Below are 16,101 nucleotides of genomic sequence, written 5' to 3'. Positions count from 1 at the left end.
CGACGGCCAGATTCAGCAGACCGATCTTGTGGCGGATGACGTTTTGGTTGAGACTACTCACGGGGTTACTCCTTGGCGCTTGCGCGCTGTTTTGACGAAGATTCGCACCTCTATCAAAACGGGTAACCCCACCTCCTGGCAAGGCCTTGCTATCAGATCAAGTCTGAACTTCTACACGTTATCCGAGACCCGGTGTCGCCGGCCGCGTCGAGCTGCGCCGGCTCATTGCCAGGCGCCGCCTCTGCCGTCGGCTGCCCCGATCCGGAAGAAGGACACCGCGTCACGCAGCGTGGTGGCCTGTTCGGCCATGGCCTGCGCCGCGGCCGAGGCCTGTTCCACCAGGGCTGCGTTTTGCTGGGTCACCGCGTCCATCTGGCTGACCGCCGTGTTGACCTGTTCGATGCCCGTACCCTGCTCGTCGGACGCCGAGGCGATCTCGCCCATGATGTCGGTGACCTGGCGCACCGACTTCACGATCTCGGACATGGTGACCCCCGCCCGATTGACCTGCTCGCCGCCGGTTGCCACGCGATTGACCGAGCTTTCGATGAGATCCTTGATTTCCTTGGCGGCGCTGGCGCTGGCGCTGCGCTGGGCCAATGTGCGCACTTCGCCCGCCACCACGGCAAATCCTCGTCCCTGTTCTCCCGCGCGCGCGGCTTCCACCGCGGCGTTGAGCGCCAGGATGTTGGTCTGGAAAGCAATGCCCTCGATCACCGTGATGATTTGTGACACCTTGCCGGAGCTTTCCGAGATCGACTTCATCGATTCGACGACCTGATCCACGACGGCACCACCGCGTACCGCTACTTCGCACGCATTCGTGGCGAGCATGTTGGCCTGCTTCGCGCTATCGGTGTTCTGCCGGACGGTCGACGTCAACTGCTCCATGCTCGCGGCGGTTTCCTCCAGCGATGCCGCTTGCTCCTCGGTGCGTTGGGAAAGGTCCAGATTGCCTTGGGCGATTTCTCCCGCGGCCGACTTGATCGATTCGGCGGACGCTTGGATGCCCGCGATGATACCCCCGAGCTGCTGTCGCATGCCCTCCAGTGACGCCATCAGGCTGCTTCGATCCTTGTCGCGAACCGGCGCAGCCACCGAGAGGTCGCCCTGCGCGATGCGGCTGGCAACGCTCGCGGCGGCGGCAGGCTCGCCGCCCAACGACCGGAGGATGCCGCGCGTAATGACGATGCCCAACACGATCGCGAGCGTGATCGTGACCAGGCCGGCGGCCGTCAAGGTGAACATGGTTGAGGAGGTCATCGTGGCGACCTGGCCGGAGCGCTGATCGAGCAGGGTCTGTTCGGCGCTGCCGACATCGGTAGCCACCGCACGGTAGCGATCCATGAACTGCTTGTCCTTAGCCTGCTTGAATTCATCCGTGAGCGCGCTCAACGGCTGCGTTCCCGCATTGACGTCGCGCCTGAGCGCGATCAGCTTTTCGTCGATATCGCCGACCTCCTTGCGCAACTGCAGCAGTTCTTCCAGGCGCTGCCGCTGGGCGGCGTTGTCGGAGGTGAGGCCGTGTATGACCTCGTACGATTTAGCGAACTGGCGCTGGCCGGCCAGATAGGGATCGAGAAATTTGTCGTCCCCGGAAGCAAGGAAGCCGCGCACGCCCGTCTCCATGTTGACCATGTTGGTCAACATATCGTCGTTAGCGCGAAGCACGAGATAGCTGTGGATGTTCCATCCATTGGCATCATTCAGGCGCAGGAAGTTGATGATGGAGATCGCGCTGCCGATCAGCGATATCAGTATGACGATTCCAAACGCGCCCGCGAGCTTCTGGCCGACGGTCAAATGCCTCATAGTTTTTCCTGATTGTGGTGATCTATGCACGTAATATCGGCAATTGTTTCGGTTGCTGAAGTCGTACGAGCACTAGGTCGCGGGAAAAATTTGTCGGTTTCAGGTTGTCGCGAACAGCAGGCTTCGCCATCGATCGACGGGCCGTTCAGCGAGCGCGGATGAAGCTCTTTTTTATTGCTCCGAATCCTCTATAGTGTTGCTTCCACCTTGCACTGCGGGAGCCGACCGTGACTGATCAACCACGCCTCAGCTATGCAGCCCTCCTGCGCAACACCGAGGGGCTGGTGGACGACCTGACGGGCGGCCGCTCGCCCCTCGAGTTGGATCCCGAGACCCGGGCGATGGCCCGCGGCGTAATCGCCTTGTTTGAGGCGATGAGCGAGGAGGTCAGCAAGGCATTCGACCCGGAAGCCAGTGCTACCTTCCACGAGAATCTCGCCCGTCTGCGCGAGCTGGTGTGCGAACGCGATGCGCCTGCTGCCGATGACGGTCGGTCACATAGAGCCCCTTCCCGAGACGCCTGAGACGTCATAACTGACGGGCGCCGCAGCCATGTTGCGCAAGGCGCAGCGCGAGCTTCGCCACTTGGTCCGCGAGCCGTTGATCGATCACGTGCAATTCCTGCGCCACCGCGTACCACGCACCGACTACCTCAAAGGGGAAGTCGCTGAAGCCGACCGCCATTCGTTGCGGTGGCAGTCCGACGTTCTGCTCTGCGCGGATGTTGCCAACAAGGCCAATCACCTGAATCTGGAGTTCAGGCCGGACCCGGCAACCCATCATGTCGGCAGGGCGGTCAGCAACGCGAGCGCATCAACGACGACGGCGAGCGGTCGGCAACTTGGCTGGACTGGACGCGATTGGAGATGGTGTCCTTCGGGCAAAGTATCGTGCGGCGCCTCGAGCAGTTTCTGGCGGCGCATGGCATCGCCACCGGCGTCATTCACCGACTGATATTCGGCCGATCGAGGACAGCGCCTGAGATGACCGCCATGCTCATCGACTAATCTCCACGGCCGCGCAGATGTGCCTGCCGGTGCCCACGGGTGCTGCGGTACCGGACGGCTGGCTCGTCTACTGAGCCACTGGCACACGATGTCGATGCGTTTCTGCGTGTGGCGGACGTCGACCCCTCGCGCCAATGGTCGGGTCATATTTCTGATCGGGAGGCTCATCGAGCGGCAGCCGAGCCTGTCCGCGCTGTACCCGCCGACGATCGGCCACCTGTCCGACATCGACGAGCGGCTTTACAGCGGACTGCGGCCACCAGTTCGACAGAGAACATGCGGCCGGCGCCCCGCTTGCCGCGCTGGTGATCCTGAGGACGCTGCGGGCGCAAACGACGTTTGAGTTTGGGGAGGCGGACGCCCAAGAGACTGGCTACTCGGTGCGTGGCGTGGCGACCCTGGCCGCTTGAGTGCTCAAGCGCTTGCAACTGACAATGGGCGATCTGAGCGAGCTGGAGCGTCGCCAGCTGGCGCGCACAAGCTCGCATAGTCGGAGGCAAGGGTTCGGCACGCAAACGGTGGCCAGCGGCATGACGCTCGACGTCGTCTGGCAGTTGCTCGGCCACGGCTCTCTTTCGGAGGTGGACCGCACAGAGATTTTTTGCCGCGGGGATTTTGCTTTTGGTTGCCGGTCTCGAGAGTCGGCTGCAATGACGGCGCGCGATGCTCGACATGCTGGAGCCAGGCAAGCTGGGTGATGCTTAGTGCGCGCATCTCAAGCGCATTGGTTTGAACCACTATGCAGCAAGAAAAGGCACTCTGTTCGAGATGAGCGTGACGTGGCGCGTCGGCTTTGGCGGAGAGGTGGTCGAATATCGGGGGGCGATAGCCTGCAAAGCTACCGACATGTCTGCTTGTGAGTAGCGGGATCACTTGAGGAGAAATCGGATAATTATTTAGAAGATAACCGATGGAAAATTTTAGGATAACTACTATTATCACCTGTGCGATTTCGCGTGGTCAGATCGGCCGCTTTTCCCCTATACTCTCTCCGGACCCCGCCAGACGGGCCTGAGCGGGCAGGCGGCCCCGATCGCCGCGCTATGGCCTTCGCACCACCCCGACATCGCCGGCACCGCGATTCGTGCGCGGCACTACGGTTTCCGTATCGAACACCACCCCGGCCGCCGGCCGACAGGAGCGACGCCATGAACCCCAAAATCTTCGGCCGCAAGGTCGGCACCAACGACGCCGTGACCCAGCTGGTCACCCCCCGCGGTGGGAGTAACGACGACCCAAACGCGGCCGCCGGTATGCTCGTCGATCACCTCGTCGAGAGCGCCCGAGCCGCGGTGACGCACCTCAGAGAGGGGGGCTATGAGGGCTACGTGGTGTTTCCGGGCGACCCGACGCACTACGGCTTCACGCCCGAGGCCGACTTCGTCTACCCGGCGGCGGCCGATTGACGATCCCTATGGCCCAACCGAACGCACGGGCGGCTGCCGCCGGCGCCCACGTCCAGCGTCCCGTCGTCCAGACCTGGCGCGTGTCCATTTGGGGCATCGGCTTGACCAGCTTCCTGGCCGAGGTCTACGACGACCACACCTGGCGCCTCACGCGCATCGGCCTGCAGCGCCTCGGTGACTTCGAGCTGGTGGAGCTGGCGCGCGGCGGCCCGACGGCGGATCTCGAGGCGGATCTGCGCGCGGCGCTGGCCGCGTGGCCCGGCACGCTCACCCTGCGCCTGGATTCGCCGGCCGATAGGCGCCAACGCTGGCTGCAACGCAATGGCCGCGCGCGGTAGGCCCGGCTGGCCGGATGACGGCGGCGCCGGGCCCAGGCGCCGACGCCACCGCGATACCCCGTCTCGCTTTGCGGCCCAACCGGAGCTCGCTGCATGAAACGCTCGCCCCACGACCTACTGAAAGAGCTGGGCCTGCACGTGCCGATCGACGGCATCGAGATCGACCCGAACGATCGCTATCGCCTGGCCACCTTGTTGACGCTGCTCGGCCAGCAGATGAGGGTGGATGCGATCGCCGAGGCGGACCTGCAGGCGATGTGGGTCGGCCTGCACGGCACGCGCGGACACGAACCCGGCGCGCCGGCCACGCCCGCGCAGTTGGCCTGGCTGCGCGAGAGCCTGAACGTGACCCTGCACCAGGTGCTCGGCATGAAGACCGCCCCCGCCGCGCCTGTGATGTCCAAGGTCGAGGCCGGCGTGGCTCAGCTGGCGGGACATTCCTATGACTTCGCCGCGGCCTACGAGCGCGATGCTGGGCGGGTTCTTCACGGCCTGCTCAGCAGCACGGCTGCGTCGTTGTCCGCAGAGGAAACCAGCGTCGCCGTCGACCGTCTGCGGCAGCTGCTCGTCGGCCGAAAGCCGCTGCGCGTCGCGCAGATCTATGCCGATTTCGTGACGCTGTCGCCCTTGGAGGCGTTCGCCGATGCGTTGCGCGAAACCTATCGGCCCAAGCGGGATTGAGCCTGGCGTGTCGAGGTACGGCGCGTCCACGCGTGCGCCGCGCCCGGCCGACGCGCCAGCCAGCCAACGCCCCACCTCGAGACACTGACGCTGGAGCCCCGATGTCCGACTTTCATCTGTACCCCGCCACGCCGATCGACGGCGCCGCGCCCGCGCCCGCGCCACGCTGGCAACCGAATGGCCCATCCGGCGCGCTCGCGGTGGTGGAGGGATTTTCCGTTTGGGTCGAGTGTGACGCCGCGGGCGGTTTCACGGTCCACTACCTCGGGCGCACGAGCCCGCCGGTGCCAAGCCAGGCCGAGGCGCAAGCCCGGGCGCCGGCCATCGCGCGGCGCGTGATCCGTGATCGCCTGCAGGTCAACCACGCGCTGGCCGCCGACGTCTATCACACCGCCGAGCGCGGCGGCTGGGCGTCGCCGCCGCTCGCGCCCGTGATGGTGCCGATCGCGGCTCGGGCCCACGCGCGCCAGGCCGGCCGGCACGACGCGCTCGCCGGCGAGGACCTGGCGGCGGCCAGCGGCCACGTGAGCGCGTTCCCGGCGCTGCGGGCCGCCTATCAGGCGGGCTACGCGGAAGGCGAGGAGGCCCGCCTCGCGCTCGGCGCCCAGGCCGGCGGCCCGACCTTTGTGCGGGCCTGCCTGATCGTGCGCGACGATCTCGATCGCGCCTGTCATGCGCAGGACGAGTGGGCCATCCACGACGCCGTGGACGCCATCTGCGCGGTGGCCGAACGCTATCCGGCGTTTCGCCTGCGCTTCTTTGACGACGTGCCGGAGGCGCGCGATATCGCCGAGCTGGCCGACTGGATCGTCTCGGCCAGGCAGAAGTGGGACGCCCGGCAGCAGGCGCGACGGGACATTCAGGCCCACCTCGAGGCACGGCTGCCGAGTGCGGCCGCGCTCCGCGAGCGCGCGGTGAACGAGGCGAGCGGCGACGGCGCCTCGCTTGACTTCGAGGGCTACACCCTTTGGCACGAGCCCGACGCCGGCGGCTGGTCGGTGACGAACGCCTACGGGGTCGACCACTGCGCCTTCCTCTCGAGCGAGCGCGATTTCGCGCAGCTGATCGACGCGGTGCGCCGTGGCCGCGATATCGGTCCCGTCCCGCCGGGCAGTGGTCCCGAGGATGACGAGGAGGAGCACCCCGACATGGACGCCATGGTCCGGGCGCATGCCATCGCCCAAGCCGTCGCGCGGCGCGCCGGCATCGACGCGCCGGCGCCGGCGGCGGATCCGCCCCAGCAGCTGCGCGAAGGTCGTCACGTCGACCTCGGAGGGGGCGCGTGACCCTCGCCATCGACGGTACCGGCGATATCGGCGGCACCAGCGGTGCCGGCGAGGCGCGCCAGGTCCGCGCGACGCGCGCCAAGCCAGCCGGCCAGCGGGCCACGCTGCGCCTCACCCCGGCCCACTTCGCGCTCTATCGGGCCTACCTGGAAGGCCTCGAGGAGCGCACGCTGCACACCCACTACGGCGCGCCTGGCACCGACGTGCGCGTCACGCGCCGCACGCTGGCCACCTTGCGCGACACGCTCACCATCGCCGCGCGGCGGGCGGGCGATCGGGATGCCGTCCACCTGCTGCGACTGAAGCCCGGCAGCCTGCCGGCCGAGGCGCACGCCGGCGGCGCCGAGGGTGCCGGTGGTGCAGGGGGCGAGGCGGCGGTGCCGCCCACGCTCGACGCTTTCCGGGACGCGATCGACCCCGACCACGTCTACAGCGAGCGCGACCTGCTCACGCTCTACCTCGAGACGTATCCGCCGGCACGCTCGCCCACGATCGATCGCAAGGTCGCGCGCAATCGCCGGCTGCGCGAGCGCCAGGACGCCGCGCTGGCGCGCATGAAGGCCGCCCTGGTGGAGGCGCCGCGCCCGGACCACGAGCTCGACGGCTGGTTGGCGCCGTACCTGGTCACGCGCCTCGCCGACGCCGGTGTCGCGACCTTCGCGCAGCTGCTGGCGCTGATCCGCCGCCGGCGCCAGCGGTGGTACACGGAGGTGCCGCGGTTGGGCGCCCTCGGCGCCGAGCGGATCGTCGCGTTCGTCGACCAGCACGCCGAGTCGTTGGGGTACCTCTCGCCCCTGGCCATGACGCCGCGCCGGCAGCTGCCGGCCGGGCACCCGGCCCTGCGGCCCGTCGCGCGCGCGCCGGCCGACGTGGCGCCGCTCGAGGCGCTGCGCGTGCCGGCCGAGCTCGATGGCTCCGCCGGGCTGAACCGGGCGCCTGTGCCGGCGCACCAGGCCGAACTCAACACCGACCTGCAGGCGGTGCGTGCCTGGATCGAGGTCCGCGGCGCGCGCAGCGAGGCGACCCGCCGCGCGTACCGGCGCGAGGCCGAGCGGCTGCTGCTGTGGGCGATCGTCGCCAAGGGCAAGCCGCTGTCGTCGTTGAACACGATGGATGCGGCGGACTACCTGGAGCGGTTCCTGGCCGACCCGCAGCCGGCCGAGCGCTGGATCGGGCGGGGCAGGGTGGAGCGCTTCGACCCGGCCTGGCGCCCGTTCGCCGGGCCGCTATCCGCGCGCAGCCGCGACACGGCGCGGCGCATCCTGACCGCCATGGGCGCCTGGCTCGTGCGCCAGCAATACCTGCGCGTGAATCCGTTCGACGGGCTGGCCGCCGCGGCGCCGGTGCCGATCGACACGGCGGGCCGCACGCTCACGCACGCCCAATGGCGCTACGTGCTGCAGACCGTCTGGCAACCGGATCGGGCGCTGGGCGCCGCGCCGGACCGCTCGGCCGCCGCGCGCGCCGATCGTGTTCGGATGCAGCGCGACGCCTTCGTGCTGCTGCTGGCCTACGCGACCGGCCTGCGGCGCGCCGAGCTCGCCGCGGCGACCACCGGCCAGCTGAGCCGCAAGGCACTGGACGGCGCGCTCGAGGACGCCTACGTGCTGCGCGTGGACGGCAAGGGCCGGCGCCGGCGCGAGGTGCCCATGCCGGCCAAGCTGCTGGATCTGCTGCGCGCGGAGCTACGCGCGCGCGCCGAGCCGCTCGCGCTCGAGACGGCGCCGGCCGACACGCCGCTCGTCGCGCACGTGGTCACAGGCGCGGCGCTGCATCCGAACACGATCGGCTCGCTGTTCAAGCAGATCTTCGCGCGCGCGGCCGAGCAGCTGGCACGCAGCTATCCGGGGGCCGCCGAGGATCTGCGCCGCGCCAGCACGCATTGGCTGCGCCACACGTTCGCCAACCACGGGCTGGATGCCGGCGCCGATATCCGCGACATGCAAGCGCTCCTCGGCCATGCGAGCCTGGCCACCACCACGCACTACACCAAGGGCGACGCGGTCAGGCAGTACCAGACGGTCGAGTCGTTCTTCAATGCCGCGCTCGAGGGCGCCGGTGGGCCCGGTCCAGCCGCGGCCGTCGCGACGGAGGAAGCGGATGCCGTAGACGCCGATCACGGTGCGGGTCCGGCCGTCCGCGCGCGGTGCGTCGCGGTACACGTGACGTTGCGCGTGGCGCCGAAACGGGACGGCGGCCGCGGCCGGGCCCGCGCGCTCGAGCGCATTGCGCGCGAAGTGTTGGCCGGCTTCTCGCCTTCGGCACGGCAGGGCGACGTCACGGTCCTGCAGGTGCCGTTCGAGTCCGAAGACGAGTTCGATCGCCAGGTGGACGACTTGATGGTGGCGATCGCGCTGATCGCCGAGCAGCATCGCTGCACCTCGGACAGCGAGGCCTGGGCGGAGGTCGACGGCGAGCGCTGGCGGTGGTGAGCGCTCGGGACAGCCGGCTTGCCGAGGAATCATCCGGCCGGGGCTGCGCGATGGCAGGTCTTTCCGAGGAATCGAGGCGCCAAGCCGTGATAGGCTTGAAAAAGACGCTCGTCAAATCTCTCTCTGAATACGTCATCAACCGATTCCATTCAGAGGGACGCATGGCCCGAGCTGCAACACTCCGACCGGCCCAAATCCGGCATCTACTCGCCGTCACGGCGGCAACATCGCACCATCCTGAGCGCGATTGTCTTGTTCTCCTGCTAGGCATTACGTGCGGAATGCGCGTCAGCGAAATCGCTCAAATCGAGGTTCAAGACGTGCTGTTCCCTTCGGGCGCTATCCGTTCAGAGGTCAGTCTCGGGGCCGCAATTACGAAGGGCTGTCGGCAGCGATGCGTTTATCTCACGCATCCGAAAACGGTTTCGGCTCTGGAGTGCTATCTGAGCCATCGCATTGCGCGCGGCATGGGGACCGAGCTAACCGCAGAGCGCTATCGCGGACTCGCGCCGTCAACGTGCCTGGTGCTTGCGGGCAAGGGCCGCAAGTTTGCGATGAACACCAAGCGGCGCATCAATGAGGCCGGGGAGCAGGTTGATTACTCTGCGTGCGACAGCCTGCAGTCCCACGTCACAAAGCTCTACAGGGACGCTGGGATACGCGGTGGATCGTCCCATTCGGGCCGACGCTCGTTTGCCAGTAACCTCGTTGAGCAAGGGCACGATATTGAGACGGTGCAGCAGCTTCTAGGTCATGCGGAACTTGACCACGTTTTGCCGTATCTGGACGTGTCCGCTAAGAAGCTACGACAGATGTTTTGCGACGTGCTATGAGGCCCGCGTGTGAGGCGCGCCGGTAGCTCGCGCCCCAAAATGACTTCTATACGTGGTCATTTTTTGCTACGATAATGCCTATGGGAAATGACCATAGGCAAAAAATGGAACGCAATCAGGTATCGAAGTCCGAATTCAAGGCGAAGGCGCTTGAATTCTTCCGTCAGATTGAGGCATCGGGCGAAAGTGTCGTCGTCACTGACCACGGCAAGCCCGCGCTCGAAGTGCGGACCTACCGGAGCATGGAGCGCAATCCGCTAGACGTGCTGCGGGGGTCGGTTGTGCGGTACGAGAACCCGACCGAGCCGGTTGCAGAGGATGAATGGGAGGCGGCTCAGTGATCGTCCTGGATACGCACGCGTTGGTATGGTGGGTGACGGATGATCCGGCATTGAGCACGAAAGCTAAAGCGGCGATTAAGCGAGAACTCAACGGCGGGGAAATTCTCGTTTCGGCAATCTCGGCATGGGAAATTGCGATGCTTGTCGAGCGCGAGAAACTTGTTCTTTCGATGGACGTGGGTAGTTGGCTCGCCGCGGTACAGGCCATCGAGGTTGTGCGCCTTGTCCCCGTCGATCCTGAAATTGCAGTCAAGTCCGTCGAGCTACCGGGCGAATTTCACAAGGACCCGGCTGACCGGATGATTGTCGCGACCGCCCGCAAGTTCGCCGTACCGCTTGTGACCAAGGACGAAAAAATCCGCGCCTATGCGCACGTTAAAACCATTTGGTAACACCAGATTCAAGGTCGGCGCACGTACGTCGATAAACAGACAGGAAATTTCGCCGCCACGCGCGGCACTGGAAAATAATGATGCAGCAAATTCACAACGTTGAACAACCCATGACGCCGGCAGCTGTGGTCGAGCATTTTCGAACCTCCAAAGGTGGTGGGGTATTGCAAGCGGCTGCGAAACGTGCCGACTTTGATCTTCGCGGTCGGGCAGACGAGCGGGCAGAGGAGTTCCTGGCTGCCATGGCGCACGTGGGCCTGACAACTTTCACGCAGTTCGATGAGGTTCTCGACCAGTACGCGACTGTAGTGCCTACCTACTTTGAACACATCGAGCGCCGCGTCAAGAGTGCGAAGAAGGGGGAGACAAGGGCGTCCTATCCTTTCATGGGAGAACTCGTTCTCGTCCTCGCTTATCCGGAACGATTCGATGTTGCGTACCTGACGCGCTCGCGCTGGTCTGAAGACGTTGTCGAGCTCGTATTACGAGCCGCGCAGGCAGCGCGTGGCAAGGATGACGCACGCTAGTCGCTTGCGCGGTAGTGCTCGGCGTGGTGATGGCCGCCGATTACTAGAACGGAAATTCGCGCGATGACGCTCAAGCTCACGCCCGCACAGACGGCCCTGATGGAGACGTTTGATTCGCTGCCTGACCTGAAGCCCGAAACACAATGGGGCTGCACGCCGGGAGAGTTGAGGGTGGCGAAAGCGTGCGCGGAGAAGGGGCCTTTGGACATCAAGGGCGCTCCTGTGCGCGGCGAGCACTTCGAGATTAGCCTGACCAGTCTCGGCGTGTCGGTGTCGCAATGTCTTTTGGAAAAACGAGTCCGCGACGCGGCCACGACGTAGAGGATAGTTCGCCGGCGCGGCCGGCAATGGAAAACGATCTTGACCAAATCGACGAAACATCCGAGCCGTTTCGAGCCACTACGACTTATCGAGAGAAAGAAGGAGCTGATATCGATCGATGACATCGATTCGATTCCGAAGGGCTTGCGCGGCATCTACGTTCTGTACCGTACCATCGAATCAATGAAGCCCAAGACTCCGTATCGTCATGTCGTATACGTCGGTATGTCTGCCAGCGGCATCAAGGGGCGTCTGCGGGCACACCGTAAGCACAAGCGCGATCTCTGGGACACTTGCTCGATTTTTGTCGTCTGGCCGAACGTGAGAGAGGACGAAATTCGCGAGCTTGAGGGCATTCTTCGCCACATATATCGGTTCGATCCGAATGCCCAGCAGCTGAACACCCAGGGTCGATACATCAAGCTAACAAATTCGCCAAGCGTCGATCTTGATGATTCGTACCGAAAACAGGCTGAATATCTAGAACAAGATTCGGCTGACGCCGCGTAGGAAAATTCGCCGGCACGGCCGGCGCTGGAAAACCCATATGACACGTACAACCGTTTACCGCTACAGGTGGTGGGATGTCTCCACCGACTCCAACGAGGTCCGGCCGATGCGCGGAACTCGAGAGGCGATTGGGCGGATTTCCGGCGAGATCATCGAAGAGTCGGCAGAAGATATCGATGCCTCGCTGTTGGATGGCAATGGATTCATCCCTGATGATCAGGCAAAGTAGGGAAGCAGGAAAACGGAACACAGGAAAGTGGTGCGCCTATGAGCCAAATTGCGATTGGTTTTGACCCAAACACATCACTTGCTTACGAGGGCTCGCTGTCTCTCTACGGACGACTTGTATGGCCGTCGCCGTTCATGTCCATCGCCTGTCATGTTGGGCATTTACAGGGGCTGCAGCAAGGACCGATGACTGAAAGTCTCCTCGGAGCGGCCATGCTTTTTCGGGAGGATTCTTTTGATCCAGTGGCCCGCGTGCGGCGCGGCCGACTGTATTTGCGTGCCGACCGAAGCCCAGCCTCGTGGCGCGTTGTGCATCACGTAGCCGATGTGCAAGGCTCGATGGCGAAAGACCTGGCGACATTCATATCATGGCGTGCTTCGGACGAGTTCTTCCGGCACCGTAGCGATGCCGTCTTGGTGCTTGGATCGGGCGATCGTACGACAGTGCATACGATTCTTGATGTAGAGCGGCTGGCAAACGGCGAAGAGCTTATAACGTTCAGAACCCGCGCAAATCTGAGTGGCTTGCCAAATCTGATCGAATCGCTGCTCCCCGAAAATCATGCAGCCTTGATCAAGGAGCAGTACGAAAAAGCGGCAAGTTCTGCGTTTCGCGACGATGCCGAAAGTGTAATTGATCGCTGTCGAGAAGCCGCGACCGCCGCGCTAAATGCTGAACGCCTTTCGCTTGAGACTGTTGAAGTTTCGAATGGCAAGGATCTCGCGAAGTTGGCCGAATACTTCGAAGGTCAGAAGAGGTTTATCCTGAGCAACTCTGCCCGGACAATCGCTCTCCTGCACTCTAGGGCGAAGTCCGTCGAACGGCTCAAGAGAGGTACATCTGCACCTCACCAAGCGGACGCCGAGCTGGCCATCGCACTGCTTGGGAGCATCTATCGTGAAATGCGTTGGGTTCGGTAACGAAATAATCGCGACGCATCGCGGCCGACGAGCAGGGCGGCGCCTAAACGATGATCGCGCGCGATGCCCGTGACGGCGGGCGAATGTGGTTGTCATAGATGAACAAGGAAAACGAAGAGCGAGGCGAATGATGCACTGGATGTTGACTCCGTACGACAAACACTCGGACGATGGCTTTGGCGCAATGGCTCACGCCTTCCAGGCTAGTGCGGAGGCGCTCATGGGGGCAGAACGTGACTCGATTGCTCAACGCGAGCTTCCGACCTGTTTCTTACTTCGTCACGCGGCAGAGCTGTACATCAAATCGGTGCTTATCGTCTCCCATCGGTCGCTTGTCGTAGCAGATAAGTCGCTGCCCACAGTGCAAGTAGATGGGAAAGCCAAACCGTTGACTAGCATCCATAACCTCGGTGTTCTGTACCGCGCTTTCATTGACTTACTCAGTTCGAAGCGCGTAGAGCTTGAAGCGCGCGCAAAAACCACATGGCTGCCGCCGCCTCCAGAGTTGGACAAGGCTATAGCCGAGATTGATGCCATGGACCAACGAGGGGTGTTCTTTCGATATCCGACGGAGAACAACTCAACGAAGTCGAATAACAAGCCGGTGTCGCTGGAAGAGGTCCGAAGCTGGCAAACTGATCAGCGTGGATTTTTGAAGGCTTTCTTCATCGTTGACGACAACGACGAAGTAGTAGAAGCCTTTCGTTACGACCATAACCTCTTGCAAGCGGAACTCGCAACGCTGAAGACGGCATGTGAATGGCTAACATGTTTCCACGTTGGACTCCGCCACGAATTGGTGGGCGGCTGGTAAGAACCTACCGGAAAGGGATTCGCGAGGCGGGCCGAGCGCTGCGCTTCAAGACATAGGAAATGACATGGAATTGCGCGAACGCCTTAACGCAGTGGCAAAAGAGTACAACGAGGCAATCGACAAAGGAAAGAAGAGAGCCGCGCATGAGGTTGCCAAGCGCACTCACGATGCGGTTTGCTCAGCGATCAAAGAGATTGAGTCCAGTCCTTCTGTCGATGGCGCTCTGCTCGATGAAGCCGAGGCTTTGTTGATGGATATCCGATGGGGCCAGAAAACGAGTCGATTTACCTAGGAAAACTATGGAACTGACTATTTTCGTCGCCATCATGGGCGCGATTGCCGCGCTGACCGCATGGCCGTTTGCACGTCCCATGCTTCGTAAGTGGCGAATCGACCGTGAGGCTCGTGCGATGATGCGTGCGCAGTTCCCGGGGATGCGTGAGCTGCAGCGTTCGCGGGAAGACAAGCGCGGTTGGGTGATCGACAAGCAGGGCGCACGTCCGCGCTAACAGCCTCGAAAAACTGAAAGGAACACGGGTATGAGCGAAGTGAAAGCAAAGATCGGTCTGTTCGTTGACCGGCTAGTGCAGCAAGCGATGAATTCCGGCTTGGCGTGGGACGAAGCGGTGGCCGCCTTTGGCCTGGCTGCGAAGGCGACGGCTGCTGTCGCTGCGCAGGCCGGTGACGGGGCCGCCGAGAGCTGCGAAGCGCATGCGCGGAAGCGGTTCGAGGAATCGTTCGCTCAGAGTGTGACCGTAGTCTTGGCCGGAGCGGACATAACGCAGCTTCGCGCTGCTTATGCCGGCGTCGATGCGCGCGCGGTTCTCGAAAACTGCAACGTGAAAATCGCCCTGCGACACTGAGCGGAAAGCATGGTCGCTTGCATCCAGATCGGGCCTAACGCGCTCTTTGCCACTGTGGTCCTGAGTCCCGCCTGGGGCAGCCAATATCGCCAGGCGGACAGTCCCGAAAGCCTCCGGCGAAGCGCACGCGTGGGGTTGCCCCAAGATGGGGGAGGCGAGCATCCAAGGACCGCTGGTGGAGAGCAAGGCGGCGAACAGATGGCGTTGCTGTAGCGACAACGGTTGCGTTCCGCTAACGGGACGGGAAATTACAGGAGCGGCACAATGAAAGTTTGGATCACTATCGCCCTGACGTGCCTCGTGGCCTCATGGGGATGGCGGGATGCAGCGCCTCAAAGTTTCGACGCGTGGGGGGGCATCCTAACGCTGTGCGGAAGCTTGGGCGGGGCCGTTATCGCGGTGTGGCTCGCGGCGGGGCAGGTGGGTAAATTAGAACGACAGAAATGAACGAAAATTCGGATTCGCGCCAGAGCGCACGGCAGGATTGGCTTCCTTCGTTGATGATTGGGCTCCTGGCAGTGCTGGTGTGCCCAATGGTGGACAGTTTGACGGGCGGTGCTGTTGTCGCGTCACATTCGGTCCGCCTTGGCCTTGCGGGTGCCGGCGCTCTCTCGCTTACGCACGCAGCTTTCGGTGCTCGCGGTGCGCCCAAGCGGGCCAAATTGATTTGCGGTTCATGGATCGCGTTTGGTGCGCTATTTGCGGTGCTGGACTTCGTTGTAGCGGTTAACACATAGCCGCGTTTCGATCACGGTGAAGGCCGCGAGCAGCGACACGTCAACGTGAGTTTGTCGCGCGCGTAGGTGCTGTTCTACGGCGGACATCGTCCCCGGACCATACCTGCCGCCGTGGGACGGGCGCGACGGTTTTACTTCGGTTCGTCTCGAATTGCCGATGAAGGATTTTTAACGGACGCCGCATGATGCTCCGCGGCCGCCAGCGGGGTCTCAAAACGGTCATAAATGTGTGGCCCGTTCCACAGTAGGGTTCTCCATTCGCCGTTGATGCTACATCGCTCGATCGTCCAGCCGGATGGGTGCGAATAGCCGTAGGGGCTTACCACTTGCCAGCCTAGAGCGACGAGCGCTTGCGCCTCTTCGGTCTGCGCAGCCGCCCGTATCCATCGTCGCGACGCCTCGTCCCGCTGTTCCCTGTCCATCAGCCTTCCTCCTCCTTGCCCCTAGTGGAAATCATGAGACTCGACGGGCAATCCGCCGAGCAGTGCAGTTCGGTCTCGCAGTTCTTTTGCCACCAGGTGGTGGACACCGCCTTCGGCCTGCCAGACACCATAAACGTAAGCGATCGAATAACGACGCCCTTGTGTAGAAATCGCTGCACTCTGATGCTACGTGTCCACGTGGACAGCTGGCATCAGAGTGTATGAGTGAA

21 protein-coding genes are annotated in these 16,101 nt (G+C 63.5%); 19 read left to right on the top strand and 2 right to left on the bottom strand.

Features of this window, described 5'->3' with window-relative positions; all coding sequences use genetic code 11:
• Positions 1-222: 222 nt before the first annotated feature.
• Positions 223-1,812 (bottom strand): methyl-accepting chemotaxis protein, encoded by a 1,590-nt coding sequence (locus FB600_RS36510; RefSeq protein ID WP_145758267.1) that lies wholly within the window; start codon positions 1,810-1,812, stop codon positions 223-225.
• A gap of 227 nt (positions 1,813-2,039) precedes the next feature.
• Here FB600_RS36510 and FB600_RS36505 point away from each other — a divergent pair, with 227 nt between their 5' ends.
• From FB600_RS36505 to FB600_RS36410, 19 genes are all read left to right on the top strand, one after another.
• A complete protein-coding gene (locus tag FB600_RS36505; protein ID WP_244120024.1) occupies positions 2,040-2,336 on the top strand; it encodes an integrase in 297 nt (98 codons plus the stop codon).
• Positions 2,337-2,364: 28 nt separating this feature from the next.
• Complete coding sequence (locus FB600_RS37560) at positions 2,365-2,766, top strand: hypothetical protein (RefSeq protein ID WP_186831699.1); 402 nt, start codon at positions 2,365-2,367, stop codon at positions 2,764-2,766.
• A 1,201-nt stretch (positions 2,767-3,967) separates the two neighbouring features.
• The gene (locus FB600_RS36490) at positions 3,968-4,225 is read left to right on the top strand and encodes a hypothetical protein (RefSeq protein ID WP_145758266.1); all 258 of its coding nucleotides are present in this window, start codon (positions 3,968-3,970) and stop codon (positions 4,223-4,225) included.
• A gap of 8 nt (positions 4,226-4,233) precedes the next feature.
• Entirely contained in the window at positions 4,234-4,563 is a 330-nt protein-coding gene (locus FB600_RS36485; RefSeq protein WP_145758265.1) for a hypothetical protein, read from the top strand.
• A gap of 93 nt (positions 4,564-4,656) precedes the next feature.
• Positions 4,657-5,244 (top strand): hypothetical protein, encoded by a 588-nt coding sequence (locus FB600_RS36480; protein WP_145758264.1) that lies wholly within the window; start codon positions 4,657-4,659, stop codon positions 5,242-5,244.
• A 101-nt stretch (positions 5,245-5,345) separates the two neighbouring features.
• Entirely contained in the window at positions 5,346-6,530 is a 1,185-nt protein-coding gene (locus FB600_RS36475; protein ID WP_145758263.1) for a hypothetical protein, read from the top strand.
• A 104-nt stretch (positions 6,531-6,634) separates the two neighbouring features.
• Positions 6,635-8,962 (top strand): phage integrase family protein, encoded by a 2,328-nt coding sequence (locus FB600_RS36470; protein WP_145758269.1) that lies wholly within the window; start codon positions 6,635-6,637, stop codon positions 8,960-8,962.
• Between the two features lie 161 nt (positions 8,963-9,123).
• The gene (locus FB600_RS36465) at positions 9,124-9,795 is read left to right on the top strand and encodes a tyrosine-type recombinase/integrase (protein ID WP_145758268.1); all 672 of its coding nucleotides are present in this window, start codon (positions 9,124-9,126) and stop codon (positions 9,793-9,795) included.
• Positions 9,796-9,899: 104 nt separating this feature from the next.
• Entirely contained in the window at positions 9,900-10,136 is a 237-nt protein-coding gene (locus FB600_RS36460) for a type II toxin-antitoxin system Phd/YefM family antitoxin (RefSeq protein ID WP_145758262.1), read from the top strand.
• A complete protein-coding gene (locus tag FB600_RS36455) occupies positions 10,133-10,528 on the top strand; it encodes a type II toxin-antitoxin system VapC family toxin (RefSeq protein WP_145758261.1) in 396 nt (131 codons plus the stop codon). Before FB600_RS36460 ends, FB600_RS36455 begins: the two co-directional genes overlap by 4 nt.
• Before the next feature lie 77 nt (positions 10,529-10,605).
• Entirely contained in the window at positions 10,606-11,055 is a 450-nt protein-coding gene (locus tag FB600_RS36450; protein WP_145768433.1) for a hypothetical protein, read from the top strand.
• A 63-nt stretch (positions 11,056-11,118) separates the two neighbouring features.
• The gene (locus FB600_RS36445; RefSeq protein WP_145758259.1) at positions 11,119-11,376 is read left to right on the top strand and encodes a hypothetical protein; all 258 of its coding nucleotides are present in this window, start codon (positions 11,119-11,121) and stop codon (positions 11,374-11,376) included.
• A 39-nt stretch (positions 11,377-11,415) separates the two neighbouring features.
• Positions 11,416-11,886 (top strand): GIY-YIG nuclease family protein, encoded by a 471-nt coding sequence (locus tag FB600_RS36440; protein ID WP_145758258.1) that lies wholly within the window; start codon positions 11,416-11,418, stop codon positions 11,884-11,886.
• A gap of 37 nt (positions 11,887-11,923) precedes the next feature.
• On the top strand, positions 11,924-12,115 hold the full coding sequence (locus tag FB600_RS36435; protein WP_145758257.1) for a hypothetical protein: 192 nt from the start codon (positions 11,924-11,926) through the stop codon (positions 12,113-12,115).
• Positions 12,116-12,153: 38 nt separating this feature from the next.
• Complete coding sequence (locus tag FB600_RS36430; protein ID WP_145758256.1) at positions 12,154-13,035, top strand: hypothetical protein; 882 nt, start codon at positions 12,154-12,156, stop codon at positions 13,033-13,035.
• 127 nt (positions 13,036-13,162) lie between these two features.
• Positions 13,163-13,849, top strand: a complete 687-nt coding sequence (locus tag FB600_RS36425) for a hypothetical protein (RefSeq protein WP_145758255.1) — start codon at positions 13,163-13,165, stop codon at positions 13,847-13,849.
• A 64-nt stretch (positions 13,850-13,913) separates the two neighbouring features.
• Complete coding sequence (locus FB600_RS36420; RefSeq protein ID WP_124076995.1) at positions 13,914-14,141, top strand: hypothetical protein; 228 nt, start codon at positions 13,914-13,916, stop codon at positions 14,139-14,141.
• A 7-nt stretch (positions 14,142-14,148) separates the two neighbouring features.
• The gene (locus tag FB600_RS36415) at positions 14,149-14,358 is read left to right on the top strand and encodes a hypothetical protein (RefSeq protein ID WP_145758254.1); all 210 of its coding nucleotides are present in this window, start codon (positions 14,149-14,151) and stop codon (positions 14,356-14,358) included.
• A gap of 30 nt (positions 14,359-14,388) precedes the next feature.
• A complete protein-coding gene (locus FB600_RS36410; protein ID WP_145758253.1) occupies positions 14,389-14,712 on the top strand; it encodes a hypothetical protein in 324 nt (107 codons plus the stop codon).
• Between the two features lie 868 nt (positions 14,713-15,580).
• Here FB600_RS36410 and FB600_RS36405 read toward each other — a convergent pair.
• Positions 15,581-15,871: a hypothetical protein gene (locus FB600_RS36405; protein ID WP_145758252.1), complete on the bottom strand. Its 291-nt coding sequence runs from the start codon at positions 15,869-15,871 to the stop codon at positions 15,581-15,583.
• Between the last annotated feature and the right edge of the window lie 230 nt (positions 15,872-16,101).

This window comes from Burkholderia sp. SJZ089 (genome assembly GCF_007828315.1).
In the GTDB taxonomy this organism is placed as follows: Bacteria; Pseudomonadota; Gammaproteobacteria; order Burkholderiales; family Burkholderiaceae; genus Burkholderia; species Burkholderia gladioli.
This window is presented reverse-complemented; position numbering and strand designations above follow the sequence as displayed.

What these genes read in the sequence shown, in the direction of transcription:
- FB600_RS36475 (WP_145758263.1), top strand. Translation starts at nt 5,346, where the DNA reads ATGTCCGACTTTCATCTGTACCCCGCCACGCCGATCGACGGCGCCGCG.
- FB600_RS36465 (WP_145758268.1), top strand. Translation starts at nt 9,124, where the DNA reads ATGGCCCGAGCTGCAACACTCCGACCGGCCCAAATCCGGCATCTACTC.
- FB600_RS36510 (WP_145758267.1), bottom strand. Translation starts at nt 1,812, where the DNA reads ATGAGGCATTTGACCGTCGGCCAGAAGCTCGCGGGCGCGTTTGGAATC.
- FB600_RS36490 (WP_145758266.1), top strand. Translation starts at nt 3,968, where the DNA reads ATGAACCCCAAAATCTTCGGCCGCAAGGTCGGCACCAACGACGCCGTG.
- FB600_RS36480 (WP_145758264.1), top strand. Translation starts at nt 4,657, where the DNA reads ATGAAACGCTCGCCCCACGACCTACTGAAAGAGCTGGGCCTGCACGTG.
- FB600_RS36435 (WP_145758257.1), top strand. Translation starts at nt 11,924, where the DNA reads ATGACACGTACAACCGTTTACCGCTACAGGTGGTGGGATGTCTCCACC.
- FB600_RS36410 (WP_145758253.1), top strand. Translation starts at nt 14,389, where the DNA reads ATGAGCGAAGTGAAAGCAAAGATCGGTCTGTTCGTTGACCGGCTAGTG.
- FB600_RS36405 (WP_145758252.1), bottom strand. Translation starts at nt 15,871, where the DNA reads ATGGACAGGGAACAGCGGGACGAGGCGTCGCGACGATGGATACGGGCG.
- FB600_RS36460 (WP_145758262.1), top strand. Translation starts at nt 9,900, where the DNA reads ATGGAACGCAATCAGGTATCGAAGTCCGAATTCAAGGCGAAGGCGCTT.
- FB600_RS36415 (WP_145758254.1), top strand. Translation starts at nt 14,149, where the DNA reads ATGGAACTGACTATTTTCGTCGCCATCATGGGCGCGATTGCCGCGCTG.
- FB600_RS36450 (WP_145768433.1), top strand. Translation starts at nt 10,606, where the DNA reads ATGATGCAGCAAATTCACAACGTTGAACAACCCATGACGCCGGCAGCT.
- FB600_RS37560 (WP_186831699.1), top strand. Translation starts at nt 2,365, where the DNA reads ATGTTGCGCAAGGCGCAGCGCGAGCTTCGCCACTTGGTCCGCGAGCCG.
- FB600_RS36485 (WP_145758265.1), top strand. Translation starts at nt 4,234, where the DNA reads ATGGCCCAACCGAACGCACGGGCGGCTGCCGCCGGCGCCCACGTCCAG.
- FB600_RS36445 (WP_145758259.1), top strand. Translation starts at nt 11,119, where the DNA reads ATGACGCTCAAGCTCACGCCCGCACAGACGGCCCTGATGGAGACGTTT.
- FB600_RS36425 (WP_145758255.1), top strand. Translation starts at nt 13,163, where the DNA reads ATGATGCACTGGATGTTGACTCCGTACGACAAACACTCGGACGATGGC.
- FB600_RS36430 (WP_145758256.1), top strand. Translation starts at nt 12,154, where the DNA reads ATGAGCCAAATTGCGATTGGTTTTGACCCAAACACATCACTTGCTTAC.
- FB600_RS36420 (WP_124076995.1), top strand. Translation starts at nt 13,914, where the DNA reads ATGGAATTGCGCGAACGCCTTAACGCAGTGGCAAAAGAGTACAACGAG.